Consider the following 21,485-nt stretch of genomic DNA (forward strand, 5'->3'; position numbering starts at 1 on the left):
AATTTGTTCATATCTTTCATATTACATATCACAAAATAATCGAATTGGATGTCGAACAAAACTAATAGAGTAGTGTATAATAGAATATTGTATAAGAAGGAGGCTACCTGATGAAAGTCAATGCATTATTATCTATGATTAAAGCTAAAAAAATATATGGAAAAATACCTGATGAAGTCACACATATTGAAGTAGATTCTAGAAAAATTACTCCATCAAGTGTGTTTGTAGCAAGTGTTGGTTATACAGTGGATAGCCACCGCTTTATTCCAAATGTGATTCAACAAGGATGCAAAGTCATCGTAGTTAATCAATACCAACCAGATGTCAGTGAAGATGTCCTCCAAATTGTTGTAAAAGATACTTTAAAGGTAGCAAGTATTTTTGCACAAGCAATTTACAATTTTCCGAGTAAGCAACTTACAACGTATGGTGTCACTGGTACAAACGGTAAGACGAGTGTTGCTACGATGATTCATCAATTGCACCGTGCATTAAATATTAGTGCTGCTTATTTAGGCACGAATGGTTTTCAAATTAATGAAAATAGTGCTAAAGGAACAAATTCAACACCAGAAACGATTACATTAAACCATTATATCAATGAAGCTTTACAACATAATGTCAAAGCGATGAGTATGGAAGTTTCAAGTCACGGACTTGCTTTAGGAAGAACCAATGGCGTGCATTTTAATGTGGCCATATTTACCAACTTAACGCAAGATCATTTAGATTTTCATGGCACAATGGAACGTTATGGATTTCATAAATCATTATTGTTTGCTGGACTTGGCCATGACTTCGAAAATCCGAGTTACGCAGTAGTAAATGGTGATGACCCTTATTCAAAAGAGATAAATTTAGCGACACCAAGAGAAGTCATCACATATGGTATTCATGAAGCTGTAGATTTTAAAGCTTTAGATATTCAAGAATCATTATCTGGTACTACCTTTAAATTAGATACCCCAGAAGGTGTATTTGATGTTGAAAGTCCTTATTTAGGATTATTTAATGTTTATAACTTAACGAGTGCAATTTGTGCATTATGGACACAAGGGCACGCATTAAATGATTTAGTGAAAGTCACAAAACAATTAGGTGCAGTTGAAGGGCGATTAGAAGTTTTAGATCGTAACTTACCAATTGACCTCATTATTGATTATGCACATACACCCGATGGTATGAATAAGCTGATTGATGCAGTACAACCTTTTGTAAAAGGTAAATTGATTTTTCTAGTTGGTATGGCGGGTGAGCGTGATTTAACGAAGACACCTGAAATGGGAGCCATAGCTTGTCGAGCAGATTACGTCATCTTTACACCAGATAATCCCGCAAATGACAATCCTAAAAAGTTAACGGATGCATTAGAATCTGGTGCAACACACCAAAATTATATTTCTTTTGAAGATAGAGCAGAAGGGATTCGTCATGCGATTGAAGTCTCAGAACCTGGTGATATGGTTGTATTAGCATCTAAAGGTCGTGAACCTTACCAAATTATGAAAAATTACGTTAAAGTACCACATCGTGATGATTTGATTGGATTAGAAGCGGCATACAAAAAATACGGAAAAACAGAAAGTTAGAAGAGGGCATTATGAAAATAAGAATAAGTAATGGAGAAAATTTAACATGTAAAGTTTATATTCATGAGAATAAAAAAGAAGAAAATTTCTTAGTCAGTATCCCAGATATTTTCTTCTCAATTCAATTTGACTATGATTTATATGGAGAAAGTTTAGTAGAACATTTATATCTACATTTATTTAATATTTTAGACCATGATGATGCGAATGAGTTAGCTTTACGTATCAGTCAATGGACAAGTGAAACATAAGGAGAAAATAATGAGTTTAAAACAAGAAGTAGAAATAAGAAAAACATTCGCGATCATTTCCCATCCGGATGCTGGTAAAACAACATTAACTGAAAAATTACTTTTATTCGGTGGGGCGATTCGTGAAGCTGGTACTGTTAAAGGGAAAAAAACAGGCAAGTTCGCTACAAGTGACTGGATGGATGTAGAAAAAGAGCGTGGTATTTCTGTTACAAGTTCAGTTATGCAATTTGATTATGATCATTACAAAATTAATATTTTAGATACACCTGGTCACGAAGACTTCTCAGAAGATACGTATCGTACTTTAATGGCAGTTGACAGTGCGGTCATGGTGATTGACTGTGCAAAAGGTATTGAGCCTCAAACATTAAAGTTATTCAAAGTATGTAAAATGCGTGGTATTCCAATCTTTACTTTTATTAATAAACTTGACCGTGTTGGAAAAGAACCATTTGAATTACTTGAAGAAATTGAAAAAACATTAGAAATTGAAACATATCCAATGAACTGGCCAATCGGTATGGGTCAATCTTTCTTCGGTATTATTGATCGTAAAGAACGTACGATTGAACCATTTAGAGATGAAGAAAATTTATTACACATTAATGAAGATTATGAACTTGAAGAATCACATCCTATTTCAAATGATTCAGCGTTTACTCAAGCGATTGAAGAATTGATGTTAGTTGATGAAGCGGGTGAAGCATTTGATAAAGAGAAATTATTGGTAGGCGATTTAACACCAGTATTCTTCGGTTCAGCATTGTCTAACTTTGGTGTACAAAACTTTTTAAATGCATACGTAGATCATGCGCCAATGCCATCAGGTAGAAAAACTGAAGAAGGTGAAGTCGTTTCACCTTTTGATGAAAGTTTCTCTGGATTCATCTTTAAAATTCAAGCGAATATGAATCCACAACACCGAGATAGAATTGCATTTATGCGTGTTGTAAGTGGTGCATTTGAACGCGGTATGGATGTAAAGTTAACAAGAACTGATAAAAAATTAAAAATTTCAAGATCGACTAGCTTCATGGCAGATGATACGAAAACAGTTAATCATGCTGTAAGCGGTGATATTATCGGGTTATACGATTCAGGTAATTTCCAAATTGGAGATACATTAGTAGGCGGCAATCAAAAGTTTAAATTTGAGAAATTACCTCAATTTACTCCTGAAATCTTTATGAAAGTTTCAGCGAAAAATGTCATGAAACAAAAGCATTTTCACAAAGGGATTGAGCAATTGGTACAAGAAGGAGCGATTCAGTTATATCGTACACTTCATACAAATCAAATCATCTTAGGTGCAGTTGGACAATTACAATTTGAAGTATTTGAACATCGTATGAATAATGAATATAATGTCGATGTCATTATGGAACCAGTTGGTCGTAAAATTGCTAGATGGATAGAAAATGAAGAAGATATAAGAGATGCGATGAACTCTAGTCGTTCTATTTTAGTAGATGATCGCTTCGGCAATAAAGTATTCTTATTTGAAAATGAATTTGCAACACGTTGGTTTATGGATAAATTCCCAGAAATCAAGTTGTACAGTTTATTGTAATAGGTTTTAATATTAAGTGTTCATTAAAAAAGCGTATTTATGATGAGTAAATACGCTTTTTATCGTATAATAGTTTTTATATGATTTTTATATTGTATAAAATTAAACATTAAGGTTGGAGAATATAAATGGATATATCGATTTTAATTAGTTATTTATGGATTGTAATAGTACTAGTTGTTTTAGAAGGTTTATTGGCTGCAGATAATGCAATTGTAATGGCTGTAATGGTAAAACATTTACCAGAAGAACAAAGGAAAAAAGCTTTGTTTTATGGACTTTTAGGAGCATTTGTATTTCGATTTGCGTCTTTATTTGTCATTGCGTATTTAGCGAAGTATTGGCAAATTCAAGCAATAGGTGCAGCATATTTACTTTATATGTCGATTAAAAATTTAATTGATTTCTACAAAACAGGAGATTCACAATCTGAAGAAGAAGCACATGAACTTGAAGAACAATACGAAAGTAAAGGCTCAGGCTTTTGGATGACAGTTGCAAAAGTAGAATTCGCAGATATTGCTTTTGCAATCGATTCTATGCTTGCAGCGATAGCGATCGCATTAACATTACCTGAAGTAGGACCGCAATTCGGAGGAATGAACCTAGGGCAATTTCTTGTAATGTTCACAGGTGGTATGTTGGGTGTTATCATTATGAGATTTGCAGCAACTTGGTTTGTGAAGTTATTACATGATAATCCTAATCTAGAAGCAGCGGCATTTGCTATTGTTGGATGGGTTGGTATTAAACTGATTGTAATGGTATTGTCTCATGAAAAGATTCAAATATTACCTCATGATTTCCCACATTCTTTATTATGGCAATCGATTTTCTGGGCTGTCTTACTAGGCATTCTAGCTATTGGATGGTTTAGTGGTAAACGTAAAGCACAAAATTAATGTAAAGCGAGCTGGTTTTTAAATGAAGCCACTCGCTTTTTATTTTTATTAATAAAATTGCACAAAGTTGACTGAAACTCTAGTATAATTGTAATATTAAGTTTTTTGGAGGGCCATATGCATAAAATTACCATTCGAAAAAAAGATTATAAGCGACCAAAACGATTATTCTTTAAAGGTCAAAAAGAAAGATTACATCCTCATGAAACACCGGAACAACAAAATACTTCTCAAGTTCAATACGATTCAACGGATGCTTCAAAAATAGATGAAATTTCTAAGCAAAATCATGCATTTGAACAAAGTAAAATCAATGAATTAAATCAAGACGTAGCCAACCCGGAAATTGAAAATGGGAACATTGATGGACCGGTCAATGATGGTGAGGATACAAAAGAACAAGATTCAGATTTCACTTCAATTGATTCAGACAAACAAAATGCAACGGTTCAAGAAGAACCAAAATTAAAAGAAAATACGTCGCATCAAACATCAATTGAAGAACCAGTTCAAAAAGAAAAAGTTCATTCACAACACGTCCAGTCAACACCTGTTCATACACAGAAATCACAAGAGACGAATAATCTTAATAAAGAACATTCTAAACCTGATCAGGATGAATATAAAAATAAATCTAAAAAAGGCTCATTATGGTCAGTAGCATTATTTTCATTGTTATTGGGTACTTTAATAGGGATATTGCTCTTTAGCTATTTTTATAAGGGTGACCATGTTAATGGTGAGGTATCTACTGAACAGGCGATTCAAAAGGCTAAAAAGTATGTTGTGAGTGTAGTGAATCTACAAAAAGCAAATAAAGTGGTTAGAAAAGATGCTAAGCAAAACCCAGAGGAAGCTGGCATTGGCAGTGGTGTTATTTATAAAGTTAAAGGTGATAAAGCTTACATTGTTACAAATCATCATGTTATTGGCAATGCGAATAAAATAGAAGTAACAACGAGCGATGGAAAAAAGGCTTACGCTAAAGTAGTTGGCAGTGATATGTGGACGGATTTAGCAGTCATTACAATTCCTAAAGAAAAGTTTTCTAATGGACTTAAATTTAGTGATTCAGATAAAACAGTCGTTGGTCAATCGGCTATCGCTATAGGAAGCCCGTTAGGTGAAATGTTTGCAGGTAGTGTATCTCAAGGTATTATTTCAGGATTACATCGTAGTGTTCCTGTTGATATCGATGGAGATGAAGTGTACGATTGGGAAATGAATGTGATTCAAACGGATGCAGCAATTAATCCAGGTAATTCAGGTGGTGCTTTAATTAATCAATCAGGTGAATTAATTGGCATTAATTCAATGAAAATTACGATGGATGGTGTAGAAGGCATTGGCTTTAGTATTCCATCTAATGAAGTTCAAAAGTTTATTAAAATTTTAGAACGCGATCATGGTATTAAAAGACCAAAATTAGGGTTATTATTAGAAGATTTAAATGTCACAAGCTTACAAACAACTTTACCAAGTAATGTTACTCAAGGTGTAGTGATTACAGATGTAGAACCAAATGCTATTGGTGAGGGTGCTGGGTTACAGCAAAGCGATGTGATTGTAGCTTTAGATGGTAAGAAAATTAAAAGTCGAATTGAATTTAGAAAATATATGTTTAATGAGAAAAAGTTTGGTGACACAGTAGAAGTAATATACTACAGAGGTCAAAGTAAAAACAAAGTAAAAATGCATTTAAAATAATGCGGAGGATGAGATGGCATCATTTAATAAATTATTTGAAAAACTAACACCACAACAAGGGATTGTACTTTATTATTTAGTAGCAATGTTCATCTCATTTCTACTATTGAGAATTCCTTGGGTTCATAAACCTGGTGTAGAAATCTCATATATCGATTCGATGTTTGTAGCAGTATCTGGCATTAGTGTTACAGGATTAACGCCAGTTTCAATTGCAGAAACTTATTCTACGTTTGGGCAAATGCTTATATTGGTTATTTTAAATTTAGGTGGCATTGGTGTCATGGCTATGGGAACACTTTTGTGGGTGATACTTGGAAAGAAAATAGGTATGAGAGAGCGCCAAATGATCATGGTGGATAATAATCAAAATAAAATGAGTGGTATTGTTCAATTAATATTTGAAATTGTAAGAACAATGTTGGTGATAGAAATTTTAGGTGCATTGATATTGGCATTTTATTTTTACAAAGATATGGATTCTGTCAAAATGGCTTTATATCACGGATTGTTTGCGTCTGTATCGGCAACGACAAATGGTGGTTTAGATATTACGGGAGAGAGTATGAATGTTTATGCAGATGATTACTTTGTTCAAACCATAACAATGGCGCTTATCATATTAGGTGCAATTGGCTTTCCTGTAATTATTGAAATAAAGACGTACTTACAAAATAAATTACCGAACTTTAGATTTAGTTTATTTGCGAAGTTAACGATGACAACATATGCACTGTTATTTATCGTAGGAACGATAGTTATTTATCTTTTTGAATATGATCATGCATTTAAAAATATTTCTTGGCACAAAGCGATATTTTATGCAATGTTTCAATCAGCATCCACAAGAAGTGCAGGATTGACAACCATTGATTTAAATAGCTTTACTGAAGCAACACGATTTTTTATGTCAGGATTAATGTTTATCGGTTCTTCACCAAGTTCAGTTGGTGGTGGTATTCGTACAACAACTTTTGCCATCTTAATTTTGTTTTTACTGAATTATTCTAACGGTAGAACAACGATAAAAGTATTTAATAAAGAAATTGATCCTGGTGATATACAGCGTACTTTTGCTGTAATTGTATTAGCTACGATTATTTGCTTTGTCGCATTATTATTGATTTTAAAATTTGAGATGGGCAGATTCGGTTTATTATCTATTTTCTTTGAAGTGATGAGTGCATTTGGTACATGCGGATTGTCCTTGGGCATAACGGGTGATTTAACAATGTATTCGAAATTAGTTATTATGGCATTAATGTTTATTGGCCGTGTCGGTTTAATTTCATTTATTATCATGCTTGGTGGAAAAGCAGAAATTGATAAATTCCGATATCCAAAAGAAAAAATCATGATTGGTTAAACAAAAAAATGAGCAATGACATCAAAATATGTCATTGCTCATTTTTTATGATTAATGAAATAAAAAAGCTAATTTCTTAAATTTCATAATTATTTGGTGATGCAAGTGGGAATGTAATGAAGATTTTTGTTCCGATATTGACTTGGCTGTTTACATGAATTTGTCCATGACTCGCTTCTATAATACCTTTAGTAACACTCATGCCGAGTCCTGTACCATTATCTTTCGTTGTAAAGAACGGATCAAACAATTGATGCAATGATTTTGCATCCATTCCGATACCATTGTCTTTAATTGAAATAAATGCATTTTCACGATCTTTACCAACAACCATTTCAATAATGCCAATGCGATTAGAATGCATTGCATCTTTTGCATTTTGTAGAATGTTAATCATGACTTGTGTAAATTGATCTTCAGGTATATCAACAAAGATATCATTATCATCGTATTTAATAATAAGTTTAATTCGGCTATAGTCAAATTCATATTGTAATAATTGAACAACTTCCTTAATGATATCAACGATATTATGAACTTCACTTTCAACTTTTGTTGGTTTTCCAAGTAATAAAAATTGTCCTACGATATTATTAATACGCTTTAATTCTCCTTTAACAATATCGAAATGTGGATTTTGATGATTATCATCGTATTTCATTTGAATAATATCAATAAAGCCAATGACAGAAGTTAATGGATTCTTGATTTCATGTGCGGTATTTGCAGCCATTAAACCAATCATTTCTTTTTTTTGTTTATTAATATCATCAATCATTTGTAACGTTCTGTTTTTCTCTTGAATATAAAAATATAATGCTTGTATGATGGTAATGATTATAAATGAAATAATAAATAAAGCGAATGATTCTTGTATTGCAGTCATTTTTGTATCAGAACCGGAAGAAATGGTTAAAGACCATGGTGCTTTTTGAAATATAAGTGACTTTGAATAGATATATGGCAATTGGTCTCTAGATTCAAAAATTTTGCTACCATCTAAATCTTTAATGGTAATGTTGCTGTTCTTTTCTATCGTATCGATAACAGTGCCAATGGTATTGATATCAATTTCAGCAACAACAAACACTTTATTTTTTGCGTTAACGATTGGTTTGGAAATGTAAACGACACCTTCATTCAGCAAATTTTTTCTTACTTTTGAAATGGAAACTAAATTTACATCTGCATATTGATAAAAAAAGGCAAGAGATTCTACTTTTTTATTTAACATGAGTTCACTACTTGAGTTTACTGCAATAGCATCTTCGTTTAAAACATATAAATTAATAATTCTAGGATCACTTTGTTTAATTTGAGCCATATTATCGTTAATCTTTTTATTATCTTTCTCATAATAAGCCATTGTAGAAATCGAGTTAATAGATGAAACGACATCTGTAATAAAAGTTTCAACTTGTTTAGCATGCATATTAATTTTTTGGTTTACAGAAGATGCTACTTCCTTTTTATGTATTTGAAAAAATATTGAATAGCCAATTAAGGCAACAATACAGGAAAGGAAGATATTTAATAGACCATATTTTATAAATTTATTCATAATTACTCCATTGATTGATTTCATATCGAAATGATAGTATATAATATTGTTAAAGGGGTGTCGTATGGAAAGTAAAATTAATATACATATTATAACAACAAATCAAATAGATAGTACACTTTCACTTAAAAATCACGTCAATATTTTAAAAATATCAAGATATATAAAAATGTTACAACAATCTTCAATGCAAACAATTTTATTAGATTTAGGAAATCACTTTTTAAAAGTACAACCTAAGACTACACATTTTCACAGAAATGCATTAGTAACAGCATTAAACATATTAAATTTTGATGCGAGCTGTATAGGACTCAACGATTTAATTGATCCTTCAAGGAAATTTAATCAAATCCAAAGTTTAAGTCAGTTTAGGCATTTATCAGCTAATGTTATCCATACTGTTACGAAAGAACCATACTATGGGACACCTTATATTATTAAGCAAATAGGGCAATTAAAGATAGGGATTATCGGTATTTCAGCAAACGGTAAGATTGATAATGATATGACTAGTGAAGAATGTATAGAAGTGGAAGATACGATAAGCGCGTGTAAACGTTGGATCAGATATATGCATGATCATGAATCGCTAGATTTTGTGATTGCATTGCATCAACCCCAATTCGATTATGAACAAACTGAAGCATATAATATCGTAAAGTCAATTGAAGGTATTGATTTATTGATTACGACTGAATCCATTGTATCTACGAATATTGAAGATACAAAAATAATCAGTATTCAACCAAATGAATACCTTGGCCATATTCAACTGGTTTTTAAAGAACGTACGAATTCATTTGAGTTAAAACAAATGCATTCAAAAGCAATAGATTTATCTATGTATCAAGAAGATATTCAAATGTATGATACGCTTTATTATGATTTGAAGTCATAAGAAAAGCGAGTAAGACGAATCTGTCTTACTCGCTTTTTATTGTCCATACATTAACATTAAAATGAGCATGGCTAATAGTTTACCTATAAGTGGTGTAATTAATCGTTTAGTATTTTGATAACTTGCTGCAACGATACATTCCACAATAAAAATAAAACAAAGTATTTGCAAACTTACAGCCCAACTGAAAAAGCTGGTACTAATGATTGCGACTATGAAGATCGTTAAACCTACATTTAATCGTTGCATTAATTCATTTTGTAAGATACTACGGATATACAATTCAAATAAAAAACTCACAATAAAAGAAATGATCAACTGCCATTTAAAATAAATACCTAATGAAACCATTACTTTTAAGAAATGAAAATAGCGAATGTCTGGAAGTACGACAGAAAGTAATGCGTGCGCTATTAATATGATAATAGCCGTAAGTACCCCGGTAATGATTGATTCTAAAAGTCGTTTTGAATTGATGTTACGTTCGTAATAAATATAGCTCAATGAAAGAAGTAACATAAATCCCGTATAAATATGCCAAAAAACTTGCTTTTCTTGGTGCATAAGTAACAATATCAAATGAAATAAAATAAATAACGATGCAAACAAGATTAATGGTTTAGATCGTTTCATAAGCATTAACCTTCGTGAATAATTTTGTAACGTTTATGATTAATAACTGTTTTTTCTTGTAACTCTAATTTTTCGAAGTTTTCCATAATTGTTAAATCAACAATTACTGAGTTTTCATTTACTTTTTCAACACGTCCAATTAAACCATCGTGAAATTCTACAATATTTCCTACTTTAGCAACATTCATAATAATCCTCCTAAAACAATACTAAGGGACATTATACTAAAATATTGTAATAATTAAAATCATTATTTTATAATATGTTCAATTTTTTCTTTCAGTCGCTTTTTTTGTTGCTTAATGCAAGAAACACTTACTTGTTGCTCTTGAGCGATTTCTTTTATCATATATCCTAATATTAATTTTTCAAGTAAATCATTTTCTTTAGCCGTGAGTTGACTTTTAATATGTTCAATTAATAAATGAGAAGCATCATCTTCAATTTTTTGATACATTAAAAGTGTTTCGTCATATACATTACGCTCTTGGTATTTGATTTGCTTTCTCAATTCATCGATTAAATAAAAGTTGAGTTTGGTCATCAAATATTTTTGCTTATTTTGTTTCGATGCATCAAATTGTTGATTAAGTTCCCATAGTTTGATGCTTAATTTTTGAAAATATTCATCTTTTTCATAACTTAAATGGTATTTCTGAATTAAATAATGAATATAACGTTGATATTCTTCTAATAATTTTTCAAACATCTTTACCTGATTTCTAATATCTAGATATTAAGGATTTCCGGATGTTTAAAATGTATATAATTTTTATAGATATTACATTTTCAATTTTGATTAAAAAAACATCTGTTTAAATCAAAAATTGAATTTTTGAATTCAAATATTTAAGTTTTTTATCAAAAATTGAAATTTTGATAAAAAAATAAGAATGAGACAAATGTCTCATCCTCATTTCCAATTAATCAACACTTTTGTTCCAGTCTCAATTTAATCAACGGAACAAAAGCAGCAACTTCGGTAAAGAACCTCACAATCACTCAAAATTAAAAAACAATTTTGGCTCATGTGAGGTTTTTACTTGTTGTTATTCGCTTTTGTCCCAGTCTCAATGATCAAACAAGAACTTATGAAATACTTTTTCTAAAATGAATGGAACTTCTTCTGATACGCTGTCAATATGTATTCTTTCTGTATTTTGGTGTGCATCTTTTCCTAGTGCACCGATATTCATTACCGGCGCATCTAATGCATGCATTGCTTTAAATGGAATGGTATATTTTGAACCAAAACCAGGTGTGTTTTTTTCGTATGATGTTGCATCATTTGGTCCATGTTCATATTTCACATAACTTAAATCTGAAATGCCATTAAAATAATTGATTCTTTCAGTTGATCGATTATAATGTTTATCCATTTGTTTAATAACATATTTACTTATATGTTTTACGAGTTTATCTTTTGAACTATTTACTGAAGGATAATATGGTGCACTTAAGTAAGTTACGACAACATAACCATCTGGATACACTTCGTTTAATAACTGTTCAATAATATGTATTGCATATTCACGGTCGTCTAAATGAAGATTTTGATTAATAATTGATAAATAATCTTCTTCTTTTAATCGTTCTTTTGCTTGTTCAATTAGCGTTTCAAAAGTAATGACTTCGAAATGAATGGTATGTTCGTAAATAGAAGACAATTGTTTTGTTGCACTTTGAACAGATTTTTTTACAGTTTCATGAAATAACTTAAATAATGATTCACTACTCTTTGTAAACTTAAAAATATTATAATAGCCTACAGCTAAATGTGGTGTTTGAACATCATAATGTGTTTTTAAGTCTTTATGGTGTAAGCTCACTGGAAGTGGTGTAACTTCATTTTTATAATAATCTTGAAATATTTTATTATATTCAATATTAAGGTTAATTTGGCTTAATAAATAAGTAGGGCTGACACCATTTAAAGGCTCTCCAACATGTGTCTCTTTACCTTTAATAAAGACACTTGGCATAATTTTCCCAATACTACCTGAGTATATATAGTATTGATCATCTTCTGGATGTTGTGAAAAAGTAGGTTCACCGTTTAATGTTAATATAAGTTTTAAATTTTCTTCTTTAATATATTGATCTAAATAAACGACAGCATCTCTCATACCACTAGAGTTGACTTCTTCATCTGGTACGGTTAACAAGATAATATTAATTGGCCAAGATTCGTTAATTGCACGTTCTAATAAACTCATGTGCATCATTAATCCAGATTTCATATCCATTACGCCACGTCCAAAAAGATATTGATTTGATTCAATATCTTTTTGGATATAAGGGTTAAATGCATCAACATGTTTATTATAAGCTTTATGTAAGGCATCACTATCAAAAGCAATCGATTCAAAATGTCCAAAATCAATGACATCAACAGTGTCATAATGACTCATTATAATCACTGTTTTATCTGTGGTATAAGAACGATACATTGCCATTAAAGCGTGTTTATAATCACTTGTTTCAATCATTTTAATATGTGATTCATTTTGATTAAAATAGTCTAACTTCATTAATTCTTCTTTTATGAAGTAAGGAAAACTTAGCTCTCCTTGTGATCCTGTTACAGAGTCATGAGCGACGATATCTTTTAATAACTGTATTCGTGATTCTTTTGTTTGCCATAGCATAGACATTAAAGCACCTCATTTCCAAATTAAATACAATCCATATGAAATGGATTGTATTCGTTTACAACATTATTATAACTTACGATTTTCTTGTTGTGTAAAATAATTTAATTTTGGAATTTTTAATTCAATTATTGGTGCAGTTATTTTCTTAATTGCATCAGTACTGAACACATAAACTAAAATAATCGTTATCAATACAAGTGTTGTACCCATAAACACATGATCATCATGTAAAAAGTCTTTCCATTTTTGTGAACGAAATAACCCTATAAATAATCCATGCAATAAATAGATAAACATTGTTCTTGAACCAATATAAGTAAGTGGTAGTTTGCGATTTGGTACAAGGTTTAAAAAAGCGCTTGTACTTATTATTATAATGAGATAAATGATTGCTCTTTTTAATCCGCTGTATACTGTTGCTTCATGATGTTCTAGGTTTTCGTAAGGTTTAGAACCAAATAGCCATTCAAAATTAATTTCTATATTCAAATATACGACAAAAACAGTAATTAATGTGATGAGGCTAAGTGGCACATATTTTTTATCACGAATCAATGCAAAATGTCTTGGTTTTAAATAAAAACCAATTAAAAAGAATGGGAAAAAGACAAAGGTTCTTGATAAACTCAATGTATTATTAATAAATGAAAAATAACCTACAGCAATACCTAATATAAATGATATTGAAAGTACATAATACATATTCATATTCTTAACAAAAAACAACATGATTTGCCAACTGAATAAGCTCAATAAAAACCACATTGCCCATTGTGGATCGAAAGGATTTAAATCTACTGTGCTTACATCATCAATAAAATAATAATAAAATGCATAAAAACTTTGGAAGATTAAATAAGGTAACAATAACTTTTTTGTCACTTTCATGACATAACCTTTTTTATGAATGCCTTTCGCAAAATAGCCTGATATGAGTACGAATGCAGGCATATGAAAACTGTAAATAAATAAGTACAGAGCTAATATAAATTGATTTTCAAAAATAAATGAACGTAATAAATGGCCAAACACAACTAAAGTAATTAGTAAAAATCTTGCATTATCAAAATAATGCTCTCTTCTTTTGCTCATATTAAAACCTCGATGAATTTATTCATTATTATACTATTCACTATTTTTCACAAAGATAAACCATTAAGTTAATTACAAATATTCATTTCAACTACAAAATATAAAGACTACAATAGAATTTATTATTATCGAATAACTTTGATGTAATGTACATGATTTGAAATTGTTTTTGAGAAAAAAGTAGACAAGAATATTAAGAAATGATTAAATAGTTTAAGATTTTTTTGAATTCTGTAATAAGTCGTTGCTAAAGTAAAATGTTTCCTTTATAATTTTCTTAACATCATAAAAGGGAGATCTGGAATGGACGAAAAGCATTTAAAAAGATTTGGTCAAATCATTTATATTATGGATTCAAAAATCGATGAAATTGCGTCAGCGGAATTAACTGATGTCGCGTTAACAAGGGAACAATTTTATATGTTAGAATTAATTAATGGCGAACAAAATATGACGCAAAAAAAATTAATTTATAAGTTGAATAAAGAGCAAACAGCGGTATCTCGTTCAATAAAAAAATTAGTCGACCATGGATTTATTACAAAAGAACAAAGTATGTATGATTTACGATCTACTGTATTGAAGATCACTTCAAAAGGCGAAGAAGCGTTAATATTAGCTGATGACATTAAATCAAAAGTTGTTACAAATTTTATGCGTGAATTGAATGTCACTGAACGTGAACAATTAATGACGATTTTAGATAAAATTTATCAATCATTCACTTTAAGAGATCCTTTTAGATATTAATTGACCAAATAGACCTGAACACTATTCTCAATGAATAGTGTTTTTATTTTTTTATAAATTTTTTCGTTATCTATTTACTATTTATAAAAAATAAAAAGCGTGGGTTTCCACGCTTTTAAAAATTTCATATTTATTTAAGATGTAGGTAAATTAAAGATACTCGCTAACAGTAAAATATAAACCTTCTAAACCTAATGTTTTGTAATAGTTTGCAATTAAACGAGCATTTTTGTTTGCCCATTCAACATCTGTCGCATATTGATGTGTTGCTGGATTACTAGGATTCCAACGCATTTGGTACAATGTCACTTGATTGTTTTTGAAGTAATTGTCATTGACATACTTACCGCCACCAATGATTGCTTTTTCAGGTGTATTCCATCCTTGTGACTTCGCATAACGTGTTCCACCTAATAAAGCATTATTGTCAGTAGCTTTAGTTCCAAACATGTTGTAGTATTTCGTCTTTGCATTTTCAATGATTTTGCTTTCAGTTGCATTTAACCCTAAACCGTTTGCAAGCTTACTTGTACCATGACCCGTTTCTAAAATAGCATGACTAATTAAGTAAATTTCATTAATGTTTAATAATTTACTTGCAGTTGCAAATGCATCGCCTTTATTCTCTAAGATACCTTTACCAACAAGTAATTTATTTAATACATTGCCTGAGATGCCTTGAGATTTATTTAAATTTAAAAATTGATATTTTTGTACAGCATCATTTAACAATTTAGAAGGGTTGATATTTTTACTTACTTCATCACGTGTTGCAATTCGTGTGACTGATTTACCGTTTGAATTGATATAAGTATATTTTGGTCCTGAGTTCGTTGTTTTATTGATTAATTGCATTTGTTTATTAATAGCTTGTGTTAAAGATATAGGTGCTTTTTGTTTAGAAATAATAGGTTGTTGTTTAACAAATTTTTTAACGCTTTTACTTGATACATAACCTACTGATTTATCATCAAATAATACTTTATACCAAGTTGAAGTGCCTACTTTATCTGTACGAATTACATTAACAATTTTTGTAGGGAGTGAGCTTAATTTTTTTATTCGTTGTGTTTTTGATCCACCTGGAATACTGTATACATAATCACGAGGGTTCGTTACAATATATGGTGCTTTTTCCCAACTCACTGTTTGGTGTGTTTTTTGATTAATACTATTATCGTTGATCCAACCAACCACTTTATTTTTAATATCCTGTAATTTGAAGTATTTGGTAGAAGATTTAGTTGCTTCTTCTGTAATGTAGAATTGTGTATCTACTGGTTTTGTTTTTGCTTTAGTACCATTTTGTAAATCTGTATAAATTAAAACACCAGTTTTAGCTGTTCGTCCGATTAATTTTACTGGTTTAACATTCGTTACCAATGTAGTTAAATATTTACCTTGAATCCATCCAGATAAATTATTTACAGTACCAAAATAATATGTCGTATCATTTACTTTAAGTTTTTTAGTTGCTTTAAAGTTTTGATTTAAATTGGCTTTTAAATCACTCACTTTTTGATAACTCGTTCCCCATGGCGTGTTAAATAACCCATTTACAGTTGATTTAATTTTATATTGAGTATTTAACTTTGTTTCTTGAGAGCGCGTTGCTAATGTTAAATCTTTTGCTTTTACCCAGCCGCGTGCAATACCAGTATTATCTATAAGCGAATAATAAGTTTCGTTGTTTAAAGTCGCTTGTTTATTAACGTAATATGTATTGTTTGCTTTTGTTCCTGCATTTTTACCAGTAACGTCTAAAACCTTTGAATAAACTTGTGCATTATTTGATTTTATTTTAGCCATTTTTGATGTTGATGATGTTTTTACTGTACCTGTTTTTACGGGTGTTACTGATGGTACTAATGAAGCTAAATAACTTTCTTGAATCCAACCAGATAAGTTATTTACAGTACCAAAATAATATGTCGTATTATTAACTTTTATTTTTTTAGTTGCTTTAAAGTTTTGATTTAAATTGGCTTTTAAATCACTCACTTTTTGATAATTTGTCCCCCAAGGTGTATTAAATAAACCATTTACTGTTGATTTAATTTTGTATTGTGTATTTAATATTGTTTCTTGAGAACGCGTAGCTAAAGTTAAATCTTTTGCTTTTACCCATCCGCGAGCGATGCCAGTATTATCTGTAAGTGAATAATAAGTTTCATTGTTTAAAGTGGCTTGTTTATTAACGTAATATGTATTGTTTGCTTTAGTTCCAGCATTATTACCAGTTACATCTAATACTTTTGAATAGACTTGAGCAGTACTAGAATTGATTTTAGCCATTTTAGATGTAGATGATGTACTTACAGTTCCAGTTTTAACCGGAGTGTTCCCAGGTACTGGTATAGGTGTTGGCGTTGGAGCAGGTGAAACGTTACCATTAAGTTTTGCATTGTATTTTTCTGTTACTAACTGTGTCAATTCATCCATTGAGTAACCATTCATTTGGAACCAACCATATGGATCAGAGTGGTCAGTACCACCTAAGAAGTTAGAAACTGCTTTATGAGACCATAACGTACCATTGCCATCATATTCCGCACTATCAACAGGTAAATTATAATACAACAAATTCGTTGCGATATAATCAGCATAGTTATTAATCGCACGAGCAAATCGATCTTTACCTTGAACACGTACTAATTCGACATGAATAAAGCGTTCATTAGCAACTGGTCCAGCTCCCCATGCTAAATAATCAGTAGGTGCAGTTTCAATGATGTTATTATCATCAACAAATGCATGTACAAAGGCATTTTGATAATTGTTTTTCATATATTGTACTTCACCCCAGATGGTAGAAGTATTATTTGCTGTTTCGTGAGCTATGATTCCTTCAGGTTTTCCAACACCATTACGGTATCCATATTTAGGAATATGACTAGAAAAATCTTCTACGATTGGTGCTGCTTTAAAGTTATTGTATTTAATATAATCATTTACTGACATATTTGTAGTTGATTTTTGAACAGTTTGAACAGGTTGTGTCGCTTGTAATGTTCTAATTTTCTTTGTATTGACAGAAAGTGGTTGTACATCATTACTTACAGTGTTTGATTGCGCGATTGATTGACTTTCTACAGTTGAAGCAGTTGAAAGTGAATTCGTTTTTGTAGCAGATTGACTTGATTCAGAAGATGTCATTTGGTTGATAGTCATGCTATTAGAGTTTGTAATAGAAATGCTATTACTTGTTTGCTCACTTGTCGCAGTTGAAGTCGCCGTATATGTTGCAGTTGATTTTTGCAAATCAGTTGCTTTATTCGTTTGCGTAACAGGAATAGTCGTAGTTGATTTTGTTTGGTTGGCTTGTGAATATTGCGCGTTTGCAGTTTTAGAATTTGTTGCATCATTTGTGGTAGGTGATTGTTTAACAGTTGTGTCATTTTCAGCAGCGTGTGCAACAGCTGAAGAACCTGCTAACATCATCAAAATCACTGCAGGTGTTTTATAGTAAAATTTATTTTCCATGTTTATACCTCGCTTAAATATAGATTCACTTTCACTTTGCATGAATAAATCCATTATAATTTAAAATGCCTATTAAGGGATATCAATATCAAAAATGTAATATTACTTTAATAATTGTCATACATTACTTATAAATTTTAAAATGAATTAAAACTTAAACAATAAAATAAAGTTTTAAAAATTAATTTCAATAAAATTGCATACATCATATCAAATTATATATCGAATAAATATATTACAATGTACAAATAAAAAACTCGAGCATTGCTCGAGCTTTTAAAGTGCGTCTTTTCGTATAATGGCTGTATATTGCCAAAATAATCTTAATTGATTGATATTCCAATGGGTCATTCCCATAGTATAACCACTTGGTTTGAATATATGAACATCTGAAACTTCTAAGACAGCTGCAACCAAATATTGATAATACACATCTAAATTTGTGAATGTTGCACTGAGCTGACCATTTTCGAATACAAAATCAAGTGGTACTTCATATTCAAAAATAGATACATTACTAAAAATTTCTGGAATGGATAATATATAACATGCGCCATCCATAATAGGATTGTCAACTGCATCACTATAATAAATTAATAATGATTCGTAGTTTTGTCGATGTTCAAAATTGATAAAGTAATAAGTATCCCTTACGTATGCCTCATCATTAGGTGCTGTGATTTGATGTTCTAATACATCAAACATTTTATTGATTTGTGCATATTTCTCATATGTTTTTCTCATAAAATCACCTCAGTATTTGAATAATAAATTTTGCAAATGCAATATAGACAACGCGCTTTTTTTAATTTTATTCTTTAATATATATACTAATCGTTTATTTGAGATGATTAATAAGTTGTTGTATTTGTTACATTTGATTGTTCAGAACTTGTATCTGTACTATTTTGAACATTATTTGTATTTTGTTCATCGTTATTTTGATCAACTTTTGGTGTTTTTGGATTTAAATCTTTATTATTTTTATGTTTTTTGTAATCTTTTTCTAAAGTATCTAAATTTATTTTTTCTAATGGAATTAAATCTCCATAAACAAATGCCATTTTATAATCTAAAAGTGATTGCTTAGGTTTGCTTTCTAAACCTAAATCTTTACGCAACAATTTCGAAATACTATAAATATGGTCTAAATCCGGATTGTAATAATAAACGCCATTGTACATATAATCCGTTCCCTTTAGTTGATGGCGTTTAAAGTAGACATCATTTGATGAATATTCACTTGCTAATGATTTAATGTTGTCAAATGTAAGGTTATGTTTCGCATTATTACCTACAATTTCAACAAGTTCATCTAATTTTGATAATGAGTTTGTATCTTTAGCTTTTTTGACTATGGCTTCAATCATTTCCATTTGTCTTCTGCCTCGACCTAAATCTGTATCGACATGTCTACTTCTAACAAGCGCTAATGCTTCTTCACCATTTACAACTTGAAGACCTGCTTTTAATTTTGTACGTCCTTTGTCTGTTTTACTTGGTTCATCAATATCGAATGGTACTTCAAACTCAATACCACCAAGTTCATCAATTATATCTACGAATGCTTGCATATTTATTCGAACGTAGAAATCTACAGGCGTATTAAAAATATGTTCTACTGTTTCCATAGATGATTTTGGACCACCTTCAGCATGTGCATGTGTGATTTTATCATAATAACCAACAGAAGGTATATAACTCAATGTATCTCGTGGAATGCTTACTAATCGGACTTGTTTATCATCACGATTAAATGTTGCTAAAATCATAGCATCAGTTCTTGCTTCTTCCATCGTTTGTCCATTTTTTCTTCTTGATAAACTATCATCAATACCTAAAAATAAAATAGAAACATGATCCAATGCAGGATCGACGGCTTTTTGTCTTAATTTAGACTGCTTACTTGCATTAGAAAATGATTGATCGATTGCACCTTTTGTTGTCACGTACAAAATACTAGCATAAGTTACTGGAACGATGATTAAACATAAACTTAAGAGTATAAGTACGACTTTAATGAATTTATTCATATATCGTCACCTTTATCATTTTTATAAAACTACAATATTATACTTTGATTTAAGAAGTATTACAAACACATTTACATGAGTGTTTATCAATTAATAAAAAAAGCGTTTGGCATCTAAGTCCTTTTTAAATTGTTTTTGTTGTTTAGCAGATAATTTTTTATAATCTTTTAAAAATGCTTCATATTCATCCATGACAGTATCAGTTGGTCCATAATTTTTAATTTGGCCACCTTCAATCCAAATGATTTTCGTACAAAACTTTCTAACTTGTTTTAAATTATGACTCACAAAGAAAATGGTTTTTCCTGCTTCTTTAAATTCGTGCATTTTTTTTAAGCTTTTTTGTGTAAAAGTTTGGTCTCCGACTGATAACGCTTCATCGATTACAAGAATATCTGGATCAACGGTAACGCTAATTGCGAAGCCGAGTTTTGATTTCATACCACTTGAATATTTTTTTACAGGTTGATAAATAAATTCGCCAAGCTCTGAAAATTCAATGATTTTTGGCGTTAATACTTTGATTTCTTTTTTTGAGAAACCCATTAATAAAAGTTTGAATTCAATGTTATCAATACCTGATAAATGAACATTTAAACCAGAATTAATTGCAATCACATTGACTTCACCATTTTTAATGACAGTACCAGAAGTTTCAGGAACACTGCCGCCTAATATATTACTTAATGTAGATTTACCAGATCCATTGATACCTACTAAGCCAATGATATCTCCATGATCTGCGGTAAATGAGATGTCTTTTAATGCATAAAATTTCTTTGTCTTTGTAGGTATAAATATATCTTTAATACGTTCTTTATTATCTCTAAATATTTTATATTCTTTACTCACATTGATAAACTCAACGGAATGAGTCATGTTCATCATCCTTTATTTTTATTACAAATACAGTGTAACGATTCATTATATCATGTATAATCATTTAATACCTATTATAGTTGAAAGTAGCGATTACGTCATGAAATC

Annotated in this window: 18 protein-coding genes; 8 read left to right on the plus strand and 10 right to left on the minus strand. The window is 30.4% G+C overall.

Features of this window, described 5'->3' with window-relative positions:
* Positions 1–110: 110 nt before the first annotated feature.
* From ER639_RS00275 to ER639_RS00300, 6 genes are all read left to right on the plus strand, one after another.
* Positions 111–1,592, plus strand: coding sequence for a UDP-N-acetylmuramoyl-L-alanyl-D-glutamate--L-lysine ligase (locus tag ER639_RS00275; protein WP_129063746.1), 1,482 nt, complete (start codon positions 111–113; stop codon positions 1,590–1,592).
* Between the two features lie 11 nt (positions 1,593–1,603).
* Complete coding sequence (locus tag ER639_RS00280; protein WP_129063747.1) at positions 1,604–1,843, plus strand: YueH family protein; 240 nt, start codon at positions 1,604–1,606, stop codon at positions 1,841–1,843.
* Positions 1,844–1,853: 10 nt separating this feature from the next.
* The gene (locus tag ER639_RS00285) at positions 1,854–3,416 is read left to right on the plus strand and encodes a peptide chain release factor 3 (protein WP_129063748.1); all 1,563 of its coding nucleotides are present in this window, start codon (positions 1,854–1,856) and stop codon (positions 3,414–3,416) included.
* Positions 3,417–3,544: 128 nt separating this feature from the next.
* Complete coding sequence (locus ER639_RS00290) at positions 3,545–4,318, plus strand: TerC family protein (protein ID WP_129063749.1); 774 nt, start codon at positions 3,545–3,547, stop codon at positions 4,316–4,318.
* Positions 4,319–4,435: 117 nt separating this feature from the next.
* The gene (locus tag ER639_RS00295; protein WP_129063750.1) at positions 4,436–6,025 is read left to right on the plus strand and encodes a S1C family serine protease; all 1,590 of its coding nucleotides are present in this window, start codon (positions 4,436–4,438) and stop codon (positions 6,023–6,025) included.
* Positions 6,026–6,038: 13 nt separating this feature from the next.
* Entirely contained in the window at positions 6,039–7,391 is a 1,353-nt protein-coding gene (locus ER639_RS00300; protein WP_129063751.1) for a TrkH family potassium uptake protein, read from the plus strand.
* Positions 7,392–7,467: 76 nt separating this feature from the next.
* Here ER639_RS00300 and ER639_RS00305 read toward each other — a convergent pair whose 3' ends face one another.
* A complete protein-coding gene (locus ER639_RS00305; RefSeq protein WP_164993305.1) occupies positions 7,468–8,952 on the minus strand; it encodes an ATP-binding protein in 1,485 nt (494 codons plus the stop codon).
* Between the two features lie 64 nt (positions 8,953–9,016).
* Between ER639_RS00305 and ER639_RS00310 the strand changes: the two genes are divergently transcribed.
* The gene (locus ER639_RS00310; protein ID WP_129063753.1) at positions 9,017–9,853 is read left to right on the plus strand and encodes a bifunctional UDP-sugar hydrolase/5'-nucleotidase; all 837 of its coding nucleotides are present in this window, start codon (positions 9,017–9,019) and stop codon (positions 9,851–9,853) included.
* Positions 9,854–9,889: 36 nt separating this feature from the next.
* Here the strand turns inward: ER639_RS00310 and ER639_RS00315 are convergent, their stop codons facing one another.
* The 5 genes from ER639_RS00315 to ER639_RS00335 form a co-directional block, all read right to left on the minus strand.
* Complete coding sequence (locus ER639_RS00315; protein WP_129063754.1) at positions 9,890–10,486, minus strand: type II CAAX prenyl endopeptidase Rce1 family protein; 597 nt, start codon at positions 10,484–10,486, stop codon at positions 9,890–9,892.
* A gap of 5 nt (positions 10,487–10,491) precedes the next feature.
* A complete protein-coding gene (locus tag ER639_RS00320) occupies positions 10,492–10,674 on the minus strand; it encodes a YkvS family protein (RefSeq protein WP_129063755.1) in 183 nt (60 codons plus the stop codon).
* A 62-nt stretch (positions 10,675–10,736) separates the two neighbouring features.
* Positions 10,737–11,195, minus strand: a complete 459-nt coding sequence (locus tag ER639_RS00325; protein WP_129063756.1) for a LuxR C-terminal-related transcriptional regulator — start codon at positions 11,193–11,195, stop codon at positions 10,737–10,739.
* 361 nt (positions 11,196–11,556) lie between these two features.
* Positions 11,557–13,140: a M20/M25/M40 family metallo-hydrolase gene (locus ER639_RS00330; protein ID WP_129063757.1), complete on the minus strand. Its 1,584-nt coding sequence runs from the start codon at positions 13,138–13,140 to the stop codon at positions 11,557–11,559.
* 66 nt (positions 13,141–13,206) lie between these two features.
* Positions 13,207–14,232, minus strand: a complete 1,026-nt coding sequence (locus ER639_RS00335) for an acyltransferase family protein (RefSeq protein ID WP_129063758.1) — start codon at positions 14,230–14,232, stop codon at positions 13,207–13,209.
* 303 nt (positions 14,233–14,535) lie between these two features.
* Between ER639_RS00335 and ER639_RS00340 the strand changes: the two genes are divergently transcribed.
* Positions 14,536–14,982 carry a MarR family winged helix-turn-helix transcriptional regulator gene (locus ER639_RS00340; RefSeq protein WP_129063759.1) on the plus strand — a complete coding sequence of 149 codons (447 nt, stop codon included), beginning with the start codon at positions 14,536–14,538 and terminating at the stop codon, positions 14,980–14,982.
* A gap of 150 nt (positions 14,983–15,132) precedes the next feature.
* On the opposite strand, the gene ER639_RS00345 is transcribed toward ER639_RS00340, so the two are convergent.
* The 4 genes from ER639_RS00345 to tagH form a co-directional block, all read right to left on the minus strand.
* A complete protein-coding gene (locus tag ER639_RS00345; RefSeq protein WP_164993306.1) occupies positions 15,133–18,465 on the minus strand; it encodes an N-acetylmuramoyl-L-alanine amidase in 3,333 nt (1,110 codons plus the stop codon).
* Between the two features lie 276 nt (positions 18,466–18,741).
* Positions 18,742–19,209 (minus strand): DUF2538 family protein, encoded by a 468-nt coding sequence (locus tag ER639_RS00350; RefSeq protein WP_129063761.1) that lies wholly within the window; start codon positions 19,207–19,209, stop codon positions 18,742–18,744.
* Positions 19,210–19,316: 107 nt separating this feature from the next.
* Positions 19,317–20,498: an LCP family protein gene (locus ER639_RS00355; protein WP_129063762.1), complete on the minus strand. Its 1,182-nt coding sequence runs from the start codon at positions 20,496–20,498 to the stop codon at positions 19,317–19,319.
* 90 nt (positions 20,499–20,588) lie between these two features.
* Positions 20,589–21,377 carry a teichoic acids export ABC transporter ATP-binding subunit TagH gene (tagH, locus tag ER639_RS00360; RefSeq protein WP_129063763.1) on the minus strand — a complete coding sequence of 263 codons (789 nt, stop codon included), beginning with the start codon at positions 21,375–21,377 and terminating at the stop codon, positions 20,589–20,591.
* Between the last annotated feature and the right edge of the window lie 108 nt (positions 21,378–21,485).

This window comes from Macrococcus sp. DPC7161 (assembly GCF_004117835.1).
Classification (GTDB): domain Bacteria; phylum Bacillota; class Bacilli; order Staphylococcales; family Staphylococcaceae; genus SDSC01.